This window comes from Halomonas sp. Y3 (genome assembly GCF_024137965.1).
Lineage (GTDB): Bacteria > Pseudomonadota > Gammaproteobacteria > Pseudomonadales > Halomonadaceae > Halomonas > Halomonas mongoliensis.
Genome location: NZ_CP099975.1, coordinates 3,964,025 through 3,983,566, shown reverse-complemented (window position 1 = coordinate 3,983,566; position 19,542 = coordinate 3,964,025). Strand labels below are relative to the sequence as shown.

The 19,542-nt window shown below is 67.8% G+C and carries 17 protein-coding genes; 12 read left to right on the top strand and 5 right to left on the bottom strand.

Features of this window, described 5'->3' with window-relative positions:
- Window positions 1-14 precede the first annotated feature (14 nt).
- The 6 genes from ccmI (at window position 15) to NHL60_RS18845 (ending at window position 6,373) form a co-directional block, all read left to right on the top strand.
- The gene (gene ccmI / locus NHL60_RS18870; protein WP_253447045.1) at window positions 15-899 is read left to right on the top strand and encodes a c-type cytochrome biogenesis protein CcmI; all 885 of its coding nucleotides are present in this window, start codon (window positions 15-17) and stop codon (window positions 897-899) included.
- A gap of 22 nt (window positions 900-921) precedes the next feature.
- On the top strand, window positions 922-1,689 hold the full coding sequence (locus NHL60_RS18865) for a Crp/Fnr family transcriptional regulator (protein WP_253447042.1): 768 nt from the start codon (window positions 922-924) through the stop codon (window positions 1,687-1,689).
- Between the two features lie 168 nt (window positions 1,690-1,857).
- Complete coding sequence (locus NHL60_RS18860; RefSeq protein ID WP_253447039.1) at window positions 1,858-3,477, top strand: cytochrome D1 domain-containing protein; 1,620 nt, start codon at window positions 1,858-1,860, stop codon at window positions 3,475-3,477.
- 166 nt (window positions 3,478-3,643) lie between these two features.
- Complete coding sequence (locus NHL60_RS18855; protein WP_253447035.1) at window positions 3,644-5,311, top strand: NapC/NirT family cytochrome c; 1,668 nt, start codon at window positions 3,644-3,646, stop codon at window positions 5,309-5,311.
- A 14-nt stretch (window positions 5,312-5,325) separates the two neighbouring features.
- Complete coding sequence (locus tag NHL60_RS18850) at window positions 5,326-5,877, top strand: hypothetical protein (RefSeq protein WP_253447032.1); 552 nt, start codon at window positions 5,326-5,328, stop codon at window positions 5,875-5,877.
- 94 nt (window positions 5,878-5,971) lie between these two features.
- Window positions 5,972-6,373, top strand: coding sequence for a copper-binding protein (locus NHL60_RS18845; protein ID WP_253447029.1), 402 nt, complete (start codon window positions 5,972-5,974; stop codon window positions 6,371-6,373).
- A gap of 9 nt (window positions 6,374-6,382) precedes the next feature.
- Here NHL60_RS18845 and NHL60_RS18840 read toward each other — a convergent pair whose 3' ends face one another.
- Window positions 6,383-7,357 (bottom strand): sigma-54-dependent Fis family transcriptional regulator, encoded by a 975-nt coding sequence (locus tag NHL60_RS18840; protein ID WP_253447026.1) that lies wholly within the window; start codon window positions 7,355-7,357, stop codon window positions 6,383-6,385.
- Entirely contained in the window at window positions 7,354-8,037 is a 684-nt protein-coding gene (locus NHL60_RS18835) for a sulfite exporter TauE/SafE family protein (RefSeq protein ID WP_253447023.1), read from the bottom strand. The genes NHL60_RS18840 and NHL60_RS18835 overlap by 4 nt, the downstream gene beginning before the upstream one ends.
- Before the next feature lie 489 nt (window positions 8,038-8,526).
- Here NHL60_RS18835 and NHL60_RS18830 point away from each other — a divergent pair, with 489 nt between their 5' ends.
- Window positions 8,527-10,500 (top strand): TonB-dependent copper receptor, encoded by a 1,974-nt coding sequence (locus NHL60_RS18830; RefSeq protein WP_253447020.1) that lies wholly within the window; start codon window positions 8,527-8,529, stop codon window positions 10,498-10,500.
- A 79-nt stretch (window positions 10,501-10,579) separates the two neighbouring features.
- Here the strand turns inward: NHL60_RS18830 and NHL60_RS18825 are convergent, their stop codons facing one another.
- The 3 genes from NHL60_RS18825 to NHL60_RS18815 form a co-directional block, all read right to left on the bottom strand.
- Window positions 10,580-11,128: a hypothetical protein gene (locus NHL60_RS18825; protein ID WP_253447017.1), complete on the bottom strand. Its 549-nt coding sequence runs from the start codon at window positions 11,126-11,128 to the stop codon at window positions 10,580-10,582.
- Window positions 11,129-11,214: 86 nt separating this feature from the next.
- Window positions 11,215-11,535, bottom strand: coding sequence for a c-type cytochrome (locus tag NHL60_RS18820; protein ID WP_253447014.1), 321 nt, complete (start codon window positions 11,533-11,535; stop codon window positions 11,215-11,217).
- Window positions 11,536-11,623: 88 nt separating this feature from the next.
- Window positions 11,624-11,956 (bottom strand): hypothetical protein, encoded by a 333-nt coding sequence (locus NHL60_RS18815; RefSeq protein WP_253447011.1) that lies wholly within the window; start codon window positions 11,954-11,956, stop codon window positions 11,624-11,626.
- Between the two features lie 203 nt (window positions 11,957-12,159).
- Between NHL60_RS18815 and nosR the strand changes: the two genes are divergently transcribed.
- The 5 genes from nosR to NHL60_RS18790 all read left to right on the top strand — a co-directional run bounded on the left by nosR (window position 12,160) and on the right by NHL60_RS18790 (window position 19,541).
- Window positions 12,160-14,316 carry a transcriptional regulator NosR gene (nosR, locus tag NHL60_RS18810; protein WP_253447008.1) on the top strand — a complete coding sequence of 719 codons (2,157 nt, stop codon included), beginning with the start codon at window positions 12,160-12,162 and terminating at the stop codon, window positions 14,314-14,316.
- Between the two features lie 119 nt (window positions 14,317-14,435).
- The gene (gene nosZ, locus NHL60_RS18805; protein ID WP_253447005.1) at window positions 14,436-16,349 is read left to right on the top strand and encodes a TAT-dependent nitrous-oxide reductase; all 1,914 of its coding nucleotides are present in this window, start codon (window positions 14,436-14,438) and stop codon (window positions 16,347-16,349) included.
- Window positions 16,350-16,435: 86 nt separating this feature from the next.
- A complete protein-coding gene (locus NHL60_RS18800) occupies window positions 16,436-17,740 on the top strand; it encodes a nitrous oxide reductase family maturation protein NosD (RefSeq protein WP_253447002.1) in 1,305 nt (434 codons plus the stop codon).
- Window positions 17,737-18,714 (top strand): ABC transporter ATP-binding protein, encoded by a 978-nt coding sequence (locus tag NHL60_RS18795; RefSeq protein ID WP_253446999.1) that lies wholly within the window; start codon window positions 17,737-17,739, stop codon window positions 18,712-18,714. The genes NHL60_RS18800 and NHL60_RS18795 overlap by 4 nt, the downstream gene beginning before the upstream one ends.
- Window positions 18,711-19,541: an ABC transporter permease subunit gene (locus tag NHL60_RS18790; RefSeq protein WP_169956334.1), complete on the top strand. Its 831-nt coding sequence runs from the start codon at window positions 18,711-18,713 to the stop codon at window positions 19,539-19,541. The genes NHL60_RS18795 and NHL60_RS18790 overlap by 4 nt, the downstream gene beginning before the upstream one ends.
- Window position 19,542: the final 1 nt, after the last annotated feature.

Sequence of the window (19,542 nt, the reverse complement as noted above, 5' to 3'; positions counted from 1 at the left end):
GGAGGTCCGACGAGATGAATGGCGTCTTTCTGCTGCTGGCCCTGGGCCTCTGCGTGCTGGCCCTGGCCTTCGTGCTGATACCGCTGCTGCGCGAGCCCCGCGGCGTCGAGTCGCCGGAGCGTCGCGAGGTGCTGCTGGCCGTACACCGCGACCGGGTGGCCGAGCTCGACCAGGACCTGGCCAGCGGCACCCTGACGGCCGAGCGCCACGCCCGTGCCCTGGCCGACCTGGAGCGCGAGCTGCTCGACAGCGGCGTGCTGGAGGACGCCGTCGGCGCCGGCAGCGACACTCGCCGGCAGCGTCGCCTGGCTCAGGTCGCGGCGGTGGCCAGCATGGCGCTGCTGCCCTTCCTGGCGATCGGCACCTACCTCTCGGTGGGCTACAGCGAGGAGGTGTTCGCCGCCCGAGCCCCGGCGGGTCAGGCCATGCCCCCCCTGGTCCAGGAGGAGCCCAGCGACGAGGAGATGGTGCGCGAGTTCAGTCGCCTGGTAGAGGGGCTCCAGGCGCGCCTGGCCCAGAACCCCGATGACCTTCAGGGCTGGGTGCTGCTGGGGCGCACCCTCACCTTCCTCGACGAGTTCGAGGCGGCGGGGCGCGCGCTGCGCGAGGCGCTGCGCCACGGCGGCGACCGCGACCCCGAGGTGCTGATTCGCTACGCCGACGTGCTGGCGGAAATTGAAGGCAGCCTGGAGGGGGAGCCTGCGGCGCTCATCGAGCAGGCGCTGGCCATCGACCCCGAGCACGCCCAGGGGCTCTGGCTGGCCGGTACCCGGGCCTATCAGGTCGGCGCCCATGACGAGGCGCGCGCCTACTGGGAGCGCCTGCTGGCGGTGCTGCCGGAAGGCACCGCCGAGGCCGAGGTGATCCGCGGCAACCTGATGCAGCTGCAGCAGCCCTGATGGCGCCAGCGAGGAGGCCGAGATGACCTATCGCTTCAGCCGGGAGACCCTGCGGACGGTGCGCCAGGTGCCGCTCTTCGCCGGTCTTTCCGAGGAAACCCTGGGGCTGCTGGCCAGGGGGGCCCATGAGCGCTGCTGCGCTCGCGGCACCCGCCTCTTTGCCGAGGGTGAGCCCGCCGATCGCTTCTACGTGGTGCTCGACGGCTGGGTGAAGCTCTTCCGCGACAGCCCCGACGGCAGCGAGTGCCTGGTGGGGCTCTTCACCCGGGGGGAGTCCTTCGCCGAGGCGGCGATGTTCGATCGCCAGGGCTTTCCGGTGAACGCCAGCGTCGCCGAGGAGGCCCGGCTGATGATCTTCCCGGCCGAGCCCTTCCTGGACACCCTGTTCGAGCATCGCGACCTGACCCTCAACCTGCTGGCCAACCTCACCGGCATGCTGCGCTCCCTGGTGCTGCAGATCGATCAGCTCACCAACCAGTCGACCCACCAGCGGCTGGCGGCCTTCCTGCTCTCCCTCTGCCCCGATGACGCTGTTCGCACCACCGTCTGTCTGCCCTGCGACAAGATGCTGATCGCCGGGCGCCTGGGCATGAAGCCCGAGAGCTTTTCCCGGGCCCTGGCGCGCCTGCGTTCGTTCGGCGTGCGCTGCGAGCGCAACTGCGTCCATCTCGAGGACCTGCCGGCGCTGCGCCTGCTGGTCCGCGGGGGAGAGTCGCGTCCCCTGCCGGCCTGTCCTGGTCTCAATGGCACGCGGGTCTCCCACTTCCTTTCGTCGCCTCCCATGACATAAGTCAACGCGACGGTTTGCCACTTGACAGTGGTCAAGTGAGCAAAGAGGTAAAGCTGCTACTACTTATACGCAGGTGGAGGGTGTCACCGGGTTTGACTGGCTGCAGGCCCGGGCCTTGTGAGACTCCTTCCAGACCTTACCCCACGGGGAAACAGAGCGAGGCACGTTATGCACAAGAAAGCACTGAGCAAGGGAATCTTCGCCCTCAGCTTCCCGCTGGCCGCCATGATGGCGGGCGGCGTGCAGGCTGATGCACCGGAGATGACCGCCGAGGAGATGGACCGCGCCGGTAACATCTACTTCCAGCGCTGCGCCGGCTGTCACGGCACCCTTCGCGGTGGCGCGACCGGCCCCGGCCTGCTGCCGGAAGACACCATCGGCATGGGTCAGCGTCGTCTGGAGAGCATCATCACTCTGGGCACCGAAGGCGGTATGAACAACTTCGACGGTATCCTGGATCCCGAGGAGATCACCCTGATCTCCAAGTACATCCAGCAGCCTCCGGAAGAGCCGCCGGAGATGTCGCTCGCCGATATCCGCGAGACCTGGAAGATTATCGTGCCGGAAGAGGAGTGGCCGGATTCGCCCCAGCACGACCTCAACTGGGAAAACTTCATGGTCACCATCCTGCGTGACCGTGGCGCCATGGGCATCATCGACGGCGACACCAAGCAGCTCGTCACCGAGGCCGAGACCGGCTACGCCGTGCACGTGGCCAAGTCCAGCTCCGACGGCCGCTTCTGGTACGTCCAGGGCCGTGACGGCCGCCTCTCCAAGATCGACCTCTGGATGGATCCGCCCCAGGTGACCGCCGAGGTGTTCATCGGTATCGACGCTCGTGACGTGGCGGTGTCCAAGTACGGCGAGTGGGAGAACAAGTACGTCATCGGTGGCGGCTACTGGCCCCCCCACTTCGTGATCGCCGACGCCCACACCATGGAGCCGCTCAAGGTCGTCTCCACCCGCGGCTACAACACCAAGGGTGAGTATGTCCATGAGGCCCGGGTGGCGGCACTCTATGACACGCCCATGGCGCCCTCCTTCCTGGTCAACGTCAAGGAGACCGGGATGATCTGGCAGGTCGACTACAGCGACCTCGAGAACCTGCGCATCGACAAGATCGAGTCTGCCGAGTTCCTGCACGACGGCTTCTTCGACTCCACCGGTCGCTACTTCATGATCGCGGCCAACTTCAGCAATCGGATGGCCTTCGTCGATACCGTGGAGCGCAAGCTCGTCAGCCTGCTCGATACCGGTGCGATTCCGCACCCGGGGCCGGGCGCCAACTGGGTAGACCCGGAGTGTGGTCCGGTGGCTGGTACCACCCATCTGGGTGAAGGCCGCATGTCCTTCTGGGGCACCGATCCGGAGAACTATCCGGAACACGCCTGGCAGATCTGCGACATCGTCGAGACCGACGGCCCGGGGCTCTTCCTGCGCAGCCACCCGAACTCTCCGCACGTCTGGATCGACCAGTCCATGCACCCGGAGGCCGACGTCAACCAGTGGATCCAGGTCATGAACAAGGAGACGCGTGAGCTGACGCCGATTCACGTTGCCGACCGTCCCGCCGAGCATGATGCCGTTGCCCTGCACTTCGAGTACGACCAGTCCGGCGAAGAGGTGTGGGTCTCCATCTGGGCCCGCGGCCGCGGCCACCAGGAGGACGGCGCCATCGTGATCTTCGATGACAAGACCATGGAGGAGAAGGCTCGGGTCGAGAACCTCTACACGCCGACCGGCAAGTTCAACGTCTACAACCGCAAGGCGAAGTACAAGCACGGCTAAGCCGATCCGCCGGAGCGCCCCTGGGCGCTCCGGCTCCTTTTCCAGCCATTCGTGTCGTTCCGGAAACAGGCAGTCGGAGTGGCTGGGCAAGGGGCCGGACACCATAACGAAAGCAAGGCATCTCGAGAGCAGGCATCTGCTGTCATGACATTTTCGGGAGATTGACATGCTGAGGGAGCGACTGCGCAACTGGCGCAAGTTCACGATCATGGGGGCGTCGCTGGGGGCCGTGGCGGTCTTCTTCGTCGCCGGTATCCTCTTCTGGGGAGGCTTCAACACGGTGATGGAAGCCACCAACAACATGAAGTTCTGCAGCTCCGCCTGCCACGAGATGAGCTGGGTCTACGAGGAGTACAAGGACCGCCCCCACTACCACAACAAGTCGGGCGTCGGGGCCACCTGCTCCGACTGCCACGTGCCCGACGCCTGGGGGCCCAAGATGATCCGCAAGATCGAGGCCAGCCGCGAGGTATGGCACTGGATGCTGGGGACCATCAACACCAAGGAGAAGTTCGAGGGCAAGCGCCTGCAGCTGGCCGAGAACGTCTGGCGCTCCATGCTGCGCACCGACTCTCGCGAGTGCCGCAACTGTCACGACTGGTCCGCCATGGACCTGGAGCAGCAGCCGGCCCGCGCCTCTCGTGAACACGCCCGCGCCTTCGAGCAGGGCCAGACCTGCATCGAGTGCCACCAGGGCATCGCCCACGAGCTGCCCGAGGCCTGGGACGAGTCCGAGGTGTGGGCCGCCCGCTTCGAGCACGACGAGCCGGAGACCGATCTTGCCGAGCGCGGCGAGCCGGCAATGCCGCTGGAGGCCGAGGAGCTGGGCGAGGCCGTGGCCGCCGAAGGCGATATCGCCTCCACCCTGGCCTGGGATGAGGTGCCGGTGCTGGACGTGACCCTCTTCATGCCGGGCCAGGCCTCCATCGAGTGGATCCAGGACGGTAGCGAGCACGGCGGCGGTCGCGCCTTCAGCTTCGGCGATCGCTGCATCTGGTGTCACGCCGGCGAGGAGGCCGATATCGGCGCCCTGGCAACCAGTGCCGAGAAGATCGAGACCTATGACCTGGGCGACAAGCGCGGCCATATCCCGATGACGGTGCAGACCGCCTTCGACGACGACTATCTCTACATGCGCTTCCAGTGGGAAGACGCCGAGCATGCGCCGCTGCCCTTCGTCGATGGCGGCATGATGGACCCGGAGAACGAGATCAAGCTGACCGTCAGCTTCGCCGATGACCGCGTCGACATGGCCGACCGCGGCGGCTGCTGGGCCAGCTGCCACCACGACTCTACCTATATGCCCGATGCCCCCGACCAGGAGGCCCTGGAGCAGAGCGAGCTGGCCGAGCGCCTGGCGCTGATGGAGGGCGTGACCAAGTACCTCTCCGAGAGCCGGACCGAGATCGAGGTGCGCGGTCGTCGCGGCGCCGCCCGCGGCGGCTGGGACAAGCTCAAGGAGCAGGAGGAGATCGACGAGCTGTTCGGCGGCGGGGTCTACCTGGACATGGCGCGCTTCAAGAGCGGCAGCGAGCGCACCGAGTCCGGCTATATCCTCGAGCAGCGCCACTTCGACGAGAGCGAGGCGGTGGTGTTCAGCGCCGGCAAGGAGGACGGTATCTGGACCGCCTATATGACCCGCGCCCTGCGCACCGGTCAGCAGGGCGACAAGCCGCTCTCCCTGGACGGCAAGTACAACATCAACTTTGCGCTTCACGATGATCATGCCTCCTCTCGCTTCCACCATGTCTCCTGGCAGCACGGCCTGATGTTCGGTGCCGAGGAGGTGGACGAGGAGATGGTCGAGATCAACGCCATGCGCATCGAGCGCTGAAAGAAGGAGGTGGAATGAATCAAGCGAGGCAACTCCGCGGCTGGATCGGCGCCCTGGCGCCGGCCCTGCTGCTGGTCGCCGGGGCGGCCCTGGCCGCCCCGACCATCACCGGCTACGGCAGCGCCGAGTTCGGCATGTCGCCCGACGAGGTGCGCGAGCGCCTGATCGAGGATGGCGTGACCGACGTCAGCGAGGAGCAGACCGCCGACGGCGACCTGCTGATCGATGGCCGCCTGGGCGGCGACCCTGCGGTGGAGACCGACCTGCGCTATGTCTTCCCCGCGGGCAGTGAGCAGCTGGCGCTGGTGGTGGCCTTCCATCCCGAGGTGGACGATCACCCCGCGGTCAAGGAACGGCTGACGGCCGAGTACGGCCAGCCATGGGGGGAGGAGATGGCCGAGTGGTGGCTGGAGCAGCTTGCCGAGGGCATGCCGGCTACCCCGCTGGCCTTCACCGCCTGGGGCGGCGATGAGCAGCAGCGAGACCGCTTCGTGCGGCTGTGGACCTTCGAGGAGTACCTGACCGTGGAGTATCTGGATAACCGGCGGCTCTCCGGCCAGCCGTAGTCGCGGTCGCCATCATGCCCTACCTGGGGCCGCCCTTAGGGGCGGCCCCTTTATGCGTTGACACCCTGATCCGCTGATAGCGAGGAGTAACGAGATGAAGCCTACCGTTCTACTGGCCGCCGCCCTGCTGGCGGGAGCCGTCACCCAGGCCCAGGCGTCCGATCACGGCCACCACAGCCACCACGGCCATGCCCAGGGGGAGATGACGGAGTCCCGCCATGAGGTGCGTGGCATCTATCTGGGCTATGACGCCGAGGCGCACCGCATCAGCGTGGCCCACGAGGAGATCCCCGGGGTGATGCGTGCCATGCGCATGAACCTGCGCCTGGCCGAGGACGACGCGGCCCCCGGGCTTGCCGAGGGCGAGCGGATCCGCTTCACCATGACGGGCAAGGTGAAGGAGGGCATGACCTGGTATGCCGATGCCATCGAGGCGCTGCCGGCCGACACCGAGCTCGAGCTGCCGGAGGGGCTGCGCGAGATGATCGGCCACTGAGCCGCCCTCTCAGGCGATGGTGTGCTTCTTCATGCGGTAGAGGAGGGTATCCCGGGTCAGCCCCAGCAGGTCGGCGGCCCGGGTGCGGTTGCCCCCGGTCTGGGCCAGTGCCTGACGAATCAGCTCGATCTCCAGCGCCTCCAGGCTCAGGCCGCAGGAAGGCAGCTGCCAGCCTCCGCCGGTTGCCGGCGTTGCCAGGGGCGCCAGCCACCCCTCGGGGAGGCTCTCCGGCGTCAGGGTCTGGCCGTGCAGCAGGACCACGCAGCGCTCCACCAGGTTGCGCAGCTCGCGGACATTGCCCGGCCAGGGATAGGCGGCCAGGCGCCTGAGCAGCGCCGGGGTGAAGGTGGGAGCCTCCACGCCGTGGCGACCCGCCAGCTCGCGGCAGAAGCGCTTGACCAGCAGCGGCACGTCGCCGTCCCGCTCGCGCAGGGGTGGCAGCTCCAGGGGGATCACGTGAAGCCGGTAGAAGAGGTCGGCGCGGAAGGTGCCGGCTTCCACCCGGGCGCGCAGGTCCTGATGGGTAGCGGCAAGAATGCGCACGTCTACCCGCTCGGCCCGGTCCGCTCCCAGGGCCTGACACTCGCCGTTTTCCAGGAAGCGCAGCAGCTTGCCCTGGGCCGCCAGGGGCAACTCGGCGACCTCGTCCAGGAAGAGGGTGCCGCCGTGGGCCTGCTGGACCCGGCCGCGCTTGTCGGCCTGGGCGCCGGTAAAGGCCCCGCGGCGGTGGCCGAAGAGCTCCGACTCGACGAGGTCCACCGGAATGGCGGCGCAGTTGAGCGTGACCCAGGGGGCCCCGGCGCGGCGACTCTCGCGGTGTACCAGGCGCGCCATCAGCTCCTTGCCGGTGCCGCTCTCGCCGAGAATCAGCACCGTGGCGTCGGTGGCGGCCACCAGGCGAGCAGAGCGCACCACGCTCTGCAAGGCGGGTGACTCGCCGATAAGCTCGGCGGCGAGCATCTTGTGCTCCTGGGCTTGCGTCATGACACTCCCCACTGGGTGATCAGCAGCGGCACGGGGGCCAGGGCGATGATGGCCAGCCCGGCCAGCCGGCGGATAGCGGGATGGCGCAGGGTGGCGGCTACGCGGCTCGCCATCACCCCCACCGTGAACAGCATGGGCAGGGTGCCCAGCCCGAAAAAGAGCATGAAGAGCCCGCCGCGCAGGGCGCTCTCCGTGGTCATCCCGTAGAGCAGCGCCGAGTAGACCAGCCCGCAGGGCAGCCAGCCCCAGACCAGCCCGAATCCCCAGGCCTGCGTCAGGCGCCGCACCGGCAGCAGCCGACGCCCCAGCGGCTCCAGGCGCCGCCATAGCGGCCGCCCCAGCGACTCGATGCGCGAAAAACGGGGAAACCAGCCGGCGATATGCAGCCCCACGGCCACCAGGAAGAGCATGCCCAGACTGCCCATGACCAGGCGGTCCGGCGTGCCCACCAGGCCCATCAGCCAGCCGGCGCTGGCGGCCACCAGCACCCCGGCCACCACGTAGCTGGTGATCCGGCCCAGGTTGTAGGCCAGGTTGAAGGCCATCAGCCAGCGGGGCTGGCGGCGAACCTCGGGGGAGAGGCTGAAGGTGAGGGCCCCGGCGATGCCGCCGCACATCCCCAGGCAGTGGGTGCTGCTGAGCAGTCCCAGCAGGAAGGCCACGGTCCATTCGGCCGGCATCGGCAAGGGTCTCCTGAACGCTTCGGCTTACCGGGTGTGAGTCCTGAGTTGGCCCTGATTCTATCGCACTGGCCGCGGCAGGTCCTCGGGGCGAGGAGGCGATATATGGCGGGGTGCCATGCATCAACAGGAGAGCTCGATATAGGGTTATGCCTCCGATCCTGGCACGGAAGGTGCATAGGCTAGGTACCGTTTCGTTGACGTGCTTCGCCCCCTTTTCAGGGGGCTTTCTTTTGTCCGCCACGCCGCCCACCCGGGCCCGGCGGGCTGCGTGGCGGCTGCGCAGCGACGCCTCGGGGAGCCGGATGTCGACCCGGGCGGGGCGGCCGGCTGTGGCATATGCCACAGCCGGTGGGCCAAATGCCCCTCCCAGAGGTGCCCGGCGGGCGATGTCTCCTCCTCCTGACCCCTGCCGCGCGTGGAAGAGGCGCGATGGCACATTAATTGCTCATTAAGCCGTGTCTACAGGAACCTCAGGGAACAGGATTGATGTCGCACGCCTCTCGCTTTCTCCGCACCGGCCTGGCGGCCGCCGTCTCGCTGGCCGCCTGGCAGGCCGCCGCCGCCGAGCCCGCCATGTCGACCATGGTGATCACCGCGCCGGCCATGACCGACCCCTACCGGGTCTCCACCGCTGCCCGCACGCCGCAGCTGCCGCTGCCCGCCGCCGACGGTGGCGCCTTCCTCAAGTCGGTCCCCGGCTTCAGCGTCAGCCGCAAGGGGGGCACCAGCGGCGATCCCGAGCTGCGCGGCCTGGGCGGCTCGCGGCTCAATATCCTGGCTGATGGCGCCAATATTCTAGGGGGCTGCGGGGGGCGCATGGACCCGCCAACCGCCTATATCTTCCCCCAGGCCTATGACCGGGTCGAGGTGATCAAGGGGCCCCAGAGCGTGCGCTACGGCGTGGCTCCGGCCGGGGTGGTGCGCTTCGAGCGCGACAAGCCCGAGCTGAGCGAGTCCACCGTGGAGGGCTTCGCCAGTACCACCCTGGGCAGCAACGACCGCTTCGATCTGGTGGGCGATATCACCGCCGGCAATCGGGAGGGCTATGTGCGCCTGATCGGCACCCTCTCCGACCAGGACAACTACGAGGACGGGGACGGCGAGGAGGTGCACTCGAGCTACAACCGCTGGAGCGGTACCGCCATCGTCGGCTGGACCCCCGACCCCGATACGCGCATCGAGCTTGCCTTCGACCGCAGCGACGCCGAGGCGGCCTACGACGACCGGGGAATGGACGGCACCGAGTTCGACCGTACCGGCTATACCCTGACCGCCAGCCGCCGGGACATCACCCCCTGGCTCGACGAGGTGGAGCTGCAGCTCTACTACAACGACGTCGACCACGTGATGGACAACTACACCCTGCGCCAGCCGCCGGGCATGCCGATGGTACAGAACCCGGACCGCCGTACCCTGGGCGGGCGCCTGGCCGCCGAGCTGGAGCTGGCGCCCGCCACTCGGATGGCGGTGGGGATGGACTATGCCGAGAACGAGCACCGTTTCCGGAGTGCCGGCGGCATGCAGGCCTTCGCCTACCGCGACCTGCCGCGCCAGGAGGTGGCGCGCTTCAAGGACTACGGCGTCTTCACCGAGGTTGAGCAGGAGCTCTCCGAACGCAGCTGGATCACCCTGGGCCTGCGCGTGGATCGCAGCGAGGCCGAGGCGCGCAGCGCCGACGGCTTTGCCCGCCTCGAAGGCTTCGGCGGAGCAAAACGGGGAGAAACCTCACGCTCGACCCTGTGGAGCGGCTTCGCCCGCTACGAGTACGCCCTGGAGCCCCAGCCGCTGAGTCTCTTCGCCGGGGTGGGGCGCGCCGAGCGTGCCGGGGACTTCTGGGAGCGCCGTCGGGTCTTCGACCTGGAGACCGAGACCCTGACTCAGCTGGATACCGGGGCCAGCTGGCACGGCGACAGGCTCAGCGCCAACCTGTCGCTCTTCCATGGCTGGTATGACGACTACATTTTGGTCACCGAAGGGGGCCGGAGTGCTGATAACGTGGATGCCAGGACCTATGGCCTCGAGGCCGATATGCGCCTGCGGCTCACCGACAGCTGGGGCCTGACCTCGACCCTGGCCTGGGTGCGCAGCAACAACACCAGCGAGGATCGCCCGCTGGCCCAGACCCCGCCGCTGGAGGCAACCCTGGGCCTCGACTATGCCCGGAATGCCTACTTCGGCGGCGTGCTGCTGCGCGGCGTGGCTCGCCAGGACCGCATCGCCGAGGGGCAGGGCACCATCTACAGCCTGGATACCAGGGAAACCCCTGGATTCGCCACCGTTTCCGCCTATGGCGGCCGTGAGCTGTTCGGCAATACCACCCTGACCCTTGGGGTCGACAACCTCTTCGGTCGCACCTACGCCGAGCATATCCAGAACGGCAGCGCCGACCTGGGGGCCTCCGCCCAGCCGGTCAACGAGCCGGGCCGCATCGTCTGGGCCAACCTGACCACCCGCTTCTAGCCGTCCCCGGGCCCGAGGCAGGCGCCCCGCCCTCCGAAAGGAGGGCGGGGCGCCGTCGTTTTCGCCTCGCGCGTGTCTTTCAGCCGAGGTCGTCCAGGCACTGCTGCCGGGCGCGGGCCATGGCCTCGGCGGCACCCTCCAGGGAGAACACCATGAACCAGGGATCGTCCTCGCCGCGCATCAGGCGCAAGCGAAGGGTCTCGCCGCTGGCCATCTCCTCCAGCAGCAGCGCCTGCTCCTCGAGGAAGAGCTGCACGTAGAAGCCGCTGTCACCGCGCTCGGTGATGAACTCCGCCTCGCCGCCGTGGATCGTCTCGTGGTCCACCCGCAGGTCGGCGGGCACGCGGTTGACCACCCGGCTCTCCGGCTGGCGCTCGCCCAGGTCCACGCGCAGCTCCAGCCAGGGCCGTTCGCAGGCCCCGGGGGTGACGTTGACGCTGAACAGGGAGTCGCTGTAGCTGCTGCCCTCCAGGGCACGATAGTGGCGCTCCTCGCCCAGCGTCAGGGTCAGCGACTGCCACTGGCCGTGGGTCTCGGCATCGACGGTGTTGTAGATGGCGGCGCTGGCGCTGGCGGTGGTCATCAGGGTGGCCAGCAGCACGGCGGCGGGCGGGATGGGCTTGGGCATCGGCGGGCTCCTCGGGGCGAGGCCATGATGGTAGCACCCCGGCGCGCGGTGGTTGATGCCGACGCGGTGCCCGGCTGCCGGCGCCCCTACTCCAGAGTGGTGAAGTAGGCCGCCAGGTCGGCGATCTCCTGCTCGCTCAGGCTGCGGGTCATGCGCTTGAGCAGGTGGCCGCGCTCGCCGGCCTGGAGCGCCTGCATGCCGGCCGTGAACACCTCGGGGTCGAGGCCGGCGATGCTGGGATAGCGGGAGATGTTGCTGCGGCCATCGTGGCCGTGGCAGCCGGTACAAAGCGAGGCCAGCTCGGCACCCCGGTCGGGGTCGCCCTCGGCAGACGCGCGCTCGGCAAGGGCCGCCGGGGCGGCGAGGGTCAACAGGAGGGCCAGGGCGGCCGAGGGGATGATCGACATGACCCGCTCACTCCATCGAGGGAACCTGGGTCCAGTCTAGGCGGGCCGGCAGAGAGTGCTCTTGATGCAAGTCATGCCGGGCTCGCGCTCAGTCGAAGTCGCGGCTCGGCAGCAGCCAGTCGTCACTCGGGCGGTGGCCGGCCTGCTCCGCCTGCTGGTACTGGACCACCATCTCGTCGGTGATGGCGGCGAGGGCCTCGTCAACGCTGGGGTGGTCGTCGCTGTTCTCGAAGGAGGGCTCGGCCTGCAGCGGCGTCTGCAGGTAGTGGCTCTGCTCGCAGGTGACGCGCTCGCTGCCGGCCTCGCGATAGCAGCGGATGCGGATCGGCGCGGGGATCTTGCCGAGCTGGAAGTTCATCTCGGTGACCAGGAAGCGCTGCTGGTGAATCAGGGGGTGGCGGATGGCAGCCGGGGTGTCCATGGGCGTGAGTCTCCTGGGGGTGAGCCGAGCCCGCCCGGAAGGGCGTCCCGGTCAACATAGCACCCGACTCACAGGGGGAAAAGGCGAATACCTTGATCTGGGTGCGTTGTCGGGCCCGGCAAACTATCCCATGCTTCACCCTTAAAGAGGTTTTCCGGATGCATATTATGCGCCGGCCTGACTGAACCGGAGTGGAGCGTCTCGTGACAAGTTTTCTGCGACCCTGGCTGTTGACCCTGGCGCTGCTGATGGCCGTCGTGGTGTCGAATGCGGCCCTGACGACGCCGGCCCAGGCGGCCGAGTGGCTGCCGGTGGTGTTCCCCGAGGCGGATGCGGTAGGCGAGCCCATCGAGGAGCCGCCGGTGCTGCCGGTGCTGCGCGATGGCGAGACCGTTGGCTATGTCTTCGAGACCAACGATATCGCGCCGATTCCCGCCTACTCCGGCCACCCGGTCAACATGCGGGTCGGCATGGCGATGGATGGCCGCATCACCGGGGTCGAGGTGCTCGACCACTCCGAGCCGATCATGTTGGTGGGGATTCCCGAGACGGTGCTCGACGACTTCGTCGAGCAGTATGCCGGCAAGTCGGTGCGCCAGAAGGTCCGCGTGGGTCTGTCGCGTCAGCGGCGCGAGGGCTATGAGCATGTGGACGCCATCTCCGGCGCCACCGTCACCGTGGTGGTGATGGGCGAGGGGATCATGCGCTCGGCGCGGCAGGTGGCCCGGGAGCTGGGCATTCTCGAGGCCGGCGTGGCCGAGCCCGCCACCGTGCGTGAAGAGGTCTTCGAGGAGGCGAGCTGGGACGAACTGGTGGAGGAGGGAGCCATCGGCCACCTCTCCCTGACCCGCGGCGAGGTGGACGAGGCCTTCATCGGCACCGCTGCCGAAGGCGTCGAGGCGGCCCCGGAAGGGCGCGAGGACGAGACCTTCATTGACCTCTATTTCGCCTACCTCAACGTGCCCACCGTGGGCCGCAACCTCCTCGGCGAGCGCCAGTTCGAGCAGCTGATGGAGGGGCTTGCCGAGGGCGAGCACGCCCTGGCGATCATGGCCAACGGGCGCTACTCCTTCAAGGGCTCCGGCTTCGTGCGCGGCGGCATCTACGATCGCATCATGATTCACCATGGCGGGCGCACCGACCAGTTCCACGATGCCGACATGCGCCGCCTGTGGGGCGTCGAGGCCGAGGGCGCGCCGCGTTTCTCCGAACGCGATATCTTCATCCTGCGCGAGGAGACCCGCTTCGACCCGGGCCAGCCCTGGGAGCTGGAGCTGCTGGTGCGCCGCCAGGTGGGGGCCCTGGACACCGAGTTCGCCGGCTTCGACGCCGAGCTCAAGGTGCCCGAGCGCTTCCTGGTGATTCCCGAGCCCGTCGCCGACGCCATGCTCGACGACGAGACGCGCCCGCTGTGGGTCTCGGTGTGGGAAGACCGCGTCATGCATATCGTGGTGCTGGGCGCCGGCCTCGTCCTGCTCACCTTCATCCTGCTGTTCCAGGACTGGCTGGCCAGGCGGCCGCGCCTGCTGCACACGATCCGCTACTCCTTCCTGGTCTACACCGTGGTCTTCATCGGCTGGTACGCCCTGGCCCAGCTCTCGGTGGTCAACATTCTCACCTTCGCCAACGCCCTGTTCACCGACTTCCAGTGGTCCACCTTCCTGATGGATCCGATGATGTTCATCCTCTGGAGCTTCGTGGCGGTCACCCTGCTGCTGTGGGGGCGCGGCGTCTACTGCGGCTGGCTGTGTCCCTTCGGCGCCATGCAGGAGCTGATCAGCGCGGTGGCCCTGAAGTTCAAGGTGCCGCAGTTCGAGCTGCCCTTCGCGGTCCACGAGCGGCTCTGGGCGCTCAAGTACATCATCCTGCTGGGGCTGTTCGCCCTCTCCCTGCAGTCCCTGGGCCAGGCCGAGATCTACGCCGAGGTGGAGCCCTTCAAGACCGCCGTGCTACTCAAGTTCCAGCGTGAGTGGGGCTTCGTGTTCTACGCGGTGCTGCTGCTGGTGATCAGCGCCTTCAACCACAAGTTCTACTGCCGCTATGTCTGCCCGCTGGGCGCCGGCCTGGCGATCCCCGCGCGCATCCGCCTGTTCGACTGGCTGCGCCGCCACAAGGAGTGCGGCAAGCCCTGCCAGATCTGCGCCAACGAGTGCCATATCCAGGCGATCCATCCCGACGGCCGGATCAACCCCAACGAGTGCCACTACTGCCTGGACTGCCAGGTGACCTATCACAACGACCGCAAGTGCCCGCCCATGGTGGTGCAGCGGAAGAAGCGCGAGAAGGCGACCCGGCTGAGCAGCAAGGTGGCCGAGAGCCGGCGGATTCCCGCTGCCGAGGTGTCCGGAGACGGTGCCTGAGGCGGCTGCCGAGCAGTGAACCGGGAGCCGCCTCGGCCACGGCCGAGGCGGCGACGGAAGCAGAAGGCCGGCCGCAGAGTCGGCATCGCAAGAAAGCGACAACGAAACGGAGAAGCGTCATGAGCGACAAGCATAAGGGTGACAAGCCCACCGGTACCGTCAACGAGGGGCGCCGCCGCTTTCTGGCGGGCAGCGCCGCGGTAGGAGCGGTCAGCATGGCCGGCGCCGCCGGCGTGGCGGGCGTGGGCGCGATGACCCGCAGCCAGCCGGCCCAGGCGGCCAGCCACGGCAGCGCCGCCAATATCCATGTGGCACCGGGTGAGCTCGATGAGTACTACGGCTTCTGGAGCGGCGGCCACAGCGGCGAGGTACGCGTCTACGGCGTGCCCTCCATGCGCGAGATCATGCGCATCCCCGTGTTCAACCACTGCTCGGCCTCCGGCTGGGGGATGACCAACGAGTCCAAGCGCATCATGGGCGACAGCCACCGCTTCACCAACGGCGATGCCCACCACCCCCATATCAGCTACACCGACGGTAGCCACGACGGGCGCTACCTGTTCATCAACGACAAGGCCAACACCCGCGTCGCCCGGATCCGCCTGGACGTCTTCAAGACCGACGCCATGGTGACGGTGCCCAACGTCCAGGCCATCCATGGCCTGCGCCTGCAGAAGGCCCCGCGCTCTGGCTATGTGTTCGCCAACGGCGAGTACATGATCCCGCAGCCCAACGATGGCCGCGATATCAACGACCCGTCGAAGTACTACACCCTGTGGAATGCCATCGACGCCGATAGCATGGAGGTGAAGTGGCAGGTGATGGTGGATGGCAACCTGGACAACATGGACGCCGACTACACCGGCAAGTACGCCGCCGCCACCTGCTACAACTCCGAGGGCGCGGTGGACCTGGCCGGCAAGATGCGCGCCGATCGCGACTGGGTGACCGTGTTCAGCATCGAGCGCATCGAGGCGGCGGTGGCCGAGGGCAACTACATGACCATCGGCGACTCCGATGTGCCGGTGGTGGACGGCCGCAAGAGCTCCGACCTCAACGTGACCCGCTACGTGCCGGTGCCGAAGAACCCCCACGGCCTCAATACCTCCACCGACGGCAAGTACTTCATCGCCGCCGGCAAGCTGTCGCCCACCGTGTCGATGATCGAGATCGCCAAGCTCGACGACCTCTTCGAGGGCAACCTCGACGACGAGCGCGACGTGATCGCCGCCGAGCCGGAACTGGGCCTCGGGCCGCTGCACACCACCTATGACGGCCGCGGCAACGCCTACACTACCCTGTTCATCGACAGCCAGGTGGTGAAGTGGAACATGGAAGACGCCGTGCGCCACTACAACGGCGAGGACGTCGAGTACATCCGTCAGAAGATCGACGTCCACTACCAGCCGGGCCACAACCATGCGACCCTCTCGGAGTCCAAGGATGCCGATGGTAAGTACCTGTTCTCGCTGAACAAGTTCTCCAAGGACCGCTACCTGCCGGTGGGCCCGCTGCATCCCGAGAACGATCAGATGATCGATATCTCCGGCGACGAGATGGTGCTGCTCCACGACACCCCGACCTTCGCCGAGCCCCACGATGCGGTGATCATCCGCCGCGACCAGATCCAGACCAAGCAGGTCTGGGATCGCGACGACCCCTACTTCGCCGAGACCATCCGGCAGGCCGAAGAGGATGGCGTCAATGTCGAGACCGACAACACCATCATCCGCGACGGCAACAAGCTGCGGGTCTACATGACCTCGGTAGCGCCCAACTTTGGCATCACCGAGATCCCGGCCAAGGTGGGTGACGAGATCACCGTGACCATCACCAACCTCGATCGCATCGAGGACCTCTCCCACGGCTTCTGCGTCGTGGACCACGGGGTGAGCATGGAGATCAGCCCGCTGCAGACCGCCTCGATCACCTTCACGGCCGACAAGCCCGGGGTGTTCTGGTACTACTGCAACTGGTTCTGCCACGCGCTGCACATGGAGATGGTCGGCCGCCTGCTGGTCGAGCCGGCCTGATGTTGCGGCAATAGTCCATCGGCAGCACCTGCCGGGTCGGCGCCCCGCGCCGGCCCGGCAGGCCCCTTCGACAGGCAGAGACCACCATGCAAGCAAGATGGCTGCTCCCCTTTCTTCTCCTGCTGCTGCCGAGTCTCGCCCCGGCCGCCGAATGGCGGGCCGTGCCCGGCGAGACCCCCCTGCAGCAGGTGCTGGAAGCCGCCGCGCCCGGTGATACGGTGCGGGTGGCCGAAGGCGTCCACCTCGGCAATTTCGTGATCGAGGTGCCCCTTACCCTGGTCGGCGAGCCCGGGGCCATCCTCGACGGGCAGCGAAGCGGCAGCGTGCTGACCGTGGCCGCCCCCGGTGCCACGGTGCGCGACCTGCACATCCGCGAGGACGGTGCCAACATCACCGACATCGACAGTGGCATCTTCGTGGCCCGCGAGGCCGAAGGCGCCGTCATCGAGAACAACCGCATCGAGGCCCGCGGCTTCGGCATCTGGCTCGATGCCGTGCCCGATGTGAAGGTGATCGGCAACCGCATCAGCGGCGATACCTCGCTGCGCTCCCAGGACCGTGGCAACGGCCTGCAGCTCTACAACGTCACCGGTGCCGAGATCCGCGACAACGAGGTGTGGGAGGCCCGCGACGGCATCTACATCGACGTCAGCAACGACAACCGGCTGATCGGCAACCTGCTGCGCGACCAGCGCTACGGCGTGCACTACATGTTCTCCCAGAACAACGTGGTGCGCGACAACGTCACCCGCAACAACCGCCTGGGCTATGCGCTGATGCAGTCGCGCCACCTGGAGGTCGTCGGTAACCGTTCCGAGCGCGATCAGAACTACGGCTTCCTGATGAACTTCATCGTGCACTCGGTGATCGCCGAGAACGTCGCCATCGAGGCCCAGCGCGGCGGCATGGCGGCGGCACCCGATGGCCATGCCATCAGCGGCAGCGAGGGCAAGGCGCTGTTCGTCTACAACTCGCTGTTCAACGAGATACGCGACAACCTCTTCGCGCGCACCGAGATCGGCATCCACATGACCGCCGGCTCCGAGGACAACGAGTTCCACGGCAACGCCTTCGTCGGCAACGAGACCCAGGTGAAGTATGTGGCGCTGCGCGAGCAGGAGTGGTCCTTCGAAGGGCGCGGCAACTACTGGAGCGACTACCTGGGCTGGGACCTGAGCGGTGACGGCCTGGGCGATATCCCCTACGAACCCAACGACTCGGTGGATCGCCTGATCTGGACCTACCCCATGGCCAAGATCCTGATGAACAGCCCGGCGGTGCAGGTGCTGCGCTGGGTGCAGCGCGAGTTCCCGATCCTGCGCCCTCCGGGCGTACGCGACAGCCATCCGCTGATGGCCCTTCCCGACTGGATGGCGGAGATAGTGCAATGACCCAACCCGTGATCGAGATGCGCTCGGTCGGCAAGCGCTTCGGCAAGCTGACCGCTCTCGACGAGGTGAGCCTGACCCTGGGCGAGGGCGAGGTGCTGGGCCTGATGGGCCACAACGGCGCCGGCAAGTCCACCTCCATGAAGCTGATCCTCGGCCTGATCCGGCCGACCAGCGGTGAGCTCCGGGTGTTCGGCCACGACCCCGGCGGTGCCGCGGCCAACGATCTGCGCCTGAGCCTGGGCTACCTGCCCGAGAACGTGCAGTTCTACGAGCAGCTCTCGGGCTTCGAGGTGCTCGACTACTTCGCCCGCCTCAAGCGCATCGGCCACGGTGTCGTCGAGCCGCTGCTGGAGCGCGTGGGCCTGGGCCATGCCATGCACCGCCGGGTGAAGACCTACTCCAAGGGCATGCGCCAGCGCCTTGGCCTCGCCCAGGCGCTGATCGGCGAGCCGCGTCTGATGCTGCTCGACGAGCCCACCGTGGGGCTGGACCCCATGGCCACCCGCGACTTCTACGGCATGGTCGACGAGCTGCGCGGCCGCGGGGTCAGCGTGATCCTCTGCTCCCACGTGCTGCCCGGGGTGGAGCGCCATATCGACCGCGCGGCGATCCTGGGCCAGGGGCGCATGCTCGCCTCGGGCAGCATCGATGAGCTGCGCGAGGCCGCCGACCTGCCGCTGGTGATGCGCCTGCGCACCACCCGGGCCGCGGAGAGCCTCGCCGAGTCGCTGCGGCCTCACGGGGTGCTGGCCCGCGTGACGGGGGATGGCCGAATCGAGCTCAAGGTGCCGGTGCGTGCCAAGCTGGCGGTGCTGCGCAGCCTGATGGCCGACCCCGAGACCGCCGACCTGGACCTGGAGCCGCCCACCCTGGAGTCGCTCTATGCCCACTTCGACGGCACCATCCGCAACCGCGGGGCGGCCGAGCCGGCCCCGGCGGCGACCCTCGACGCCCAGCAGGGAGTGAGCGCATGAGAAACCTGATGATCGTGGCCGGCAAGGAGTTCCGCGACGGCCTGCGCAACCGCTGGGTGCTGGCGATCACCCTGGTATTCGGCCTGCTGGCCATCGGCCTGGCCTACTTCGGCGCCGCGGCCTCCGGCCAGGTGGGCTTCACCCGGGTCTCCACCACCATCGTCAGCCTGTCGAGCCTGGCGGTGTTCCTGATTCCGCTGATCGCCCTGATGCTGGCCTACGACAGCATCGTCGGCGAGGACGAGCAGGGCACTCTGCTGCTGCTGCTCACCTACCCCATGAGCCGGGTCGAGATCCTCGCCGGCAAGTTCCTCGGCCATGCGGCGATCCTCGGCGTCTCCACCCTGGTGGGCTTCGGCGTGGCCGGCGCGGTGATCGCCGCCTTCGGCAGCGTGGAGCTGCTCGGCGAGCTGGTGGCGGCCCTAGCGCTCTTCATCCTCTCGGCGATGCTGCTGGGCTGGGCCTTCATCGGCTTCGCCTACCTGATCAGCGTCAGCGTGGCGGAGAAGTCACGCGCGGCGGGCATCGCTCTGGTGGTGTGGTTCTTCTTCGTCATCGTCTACGACCTGGCGCTGCTGGGGGTGCTGGTGGGCACCGGCGGCCAGGTCAGCGAGGGGCTCTTCCACTACCTGCTGCTGCTCAACCCCACCGACATTTTCCGCATCGTCAACCTGACCTTCTTCGAGGCGGCGCGGACTCAGGCGGGGCTGGCCTCCATCGGCGCCGATGCGGCCTTCCACCCGGTGCTGCTGCTGGGCGCCCTGCTGGCCTGGGTGGCGGTGCCACTGGGCCTGGCGCTGTGGATCTTCCGCCGCCGCGAGATCTGAC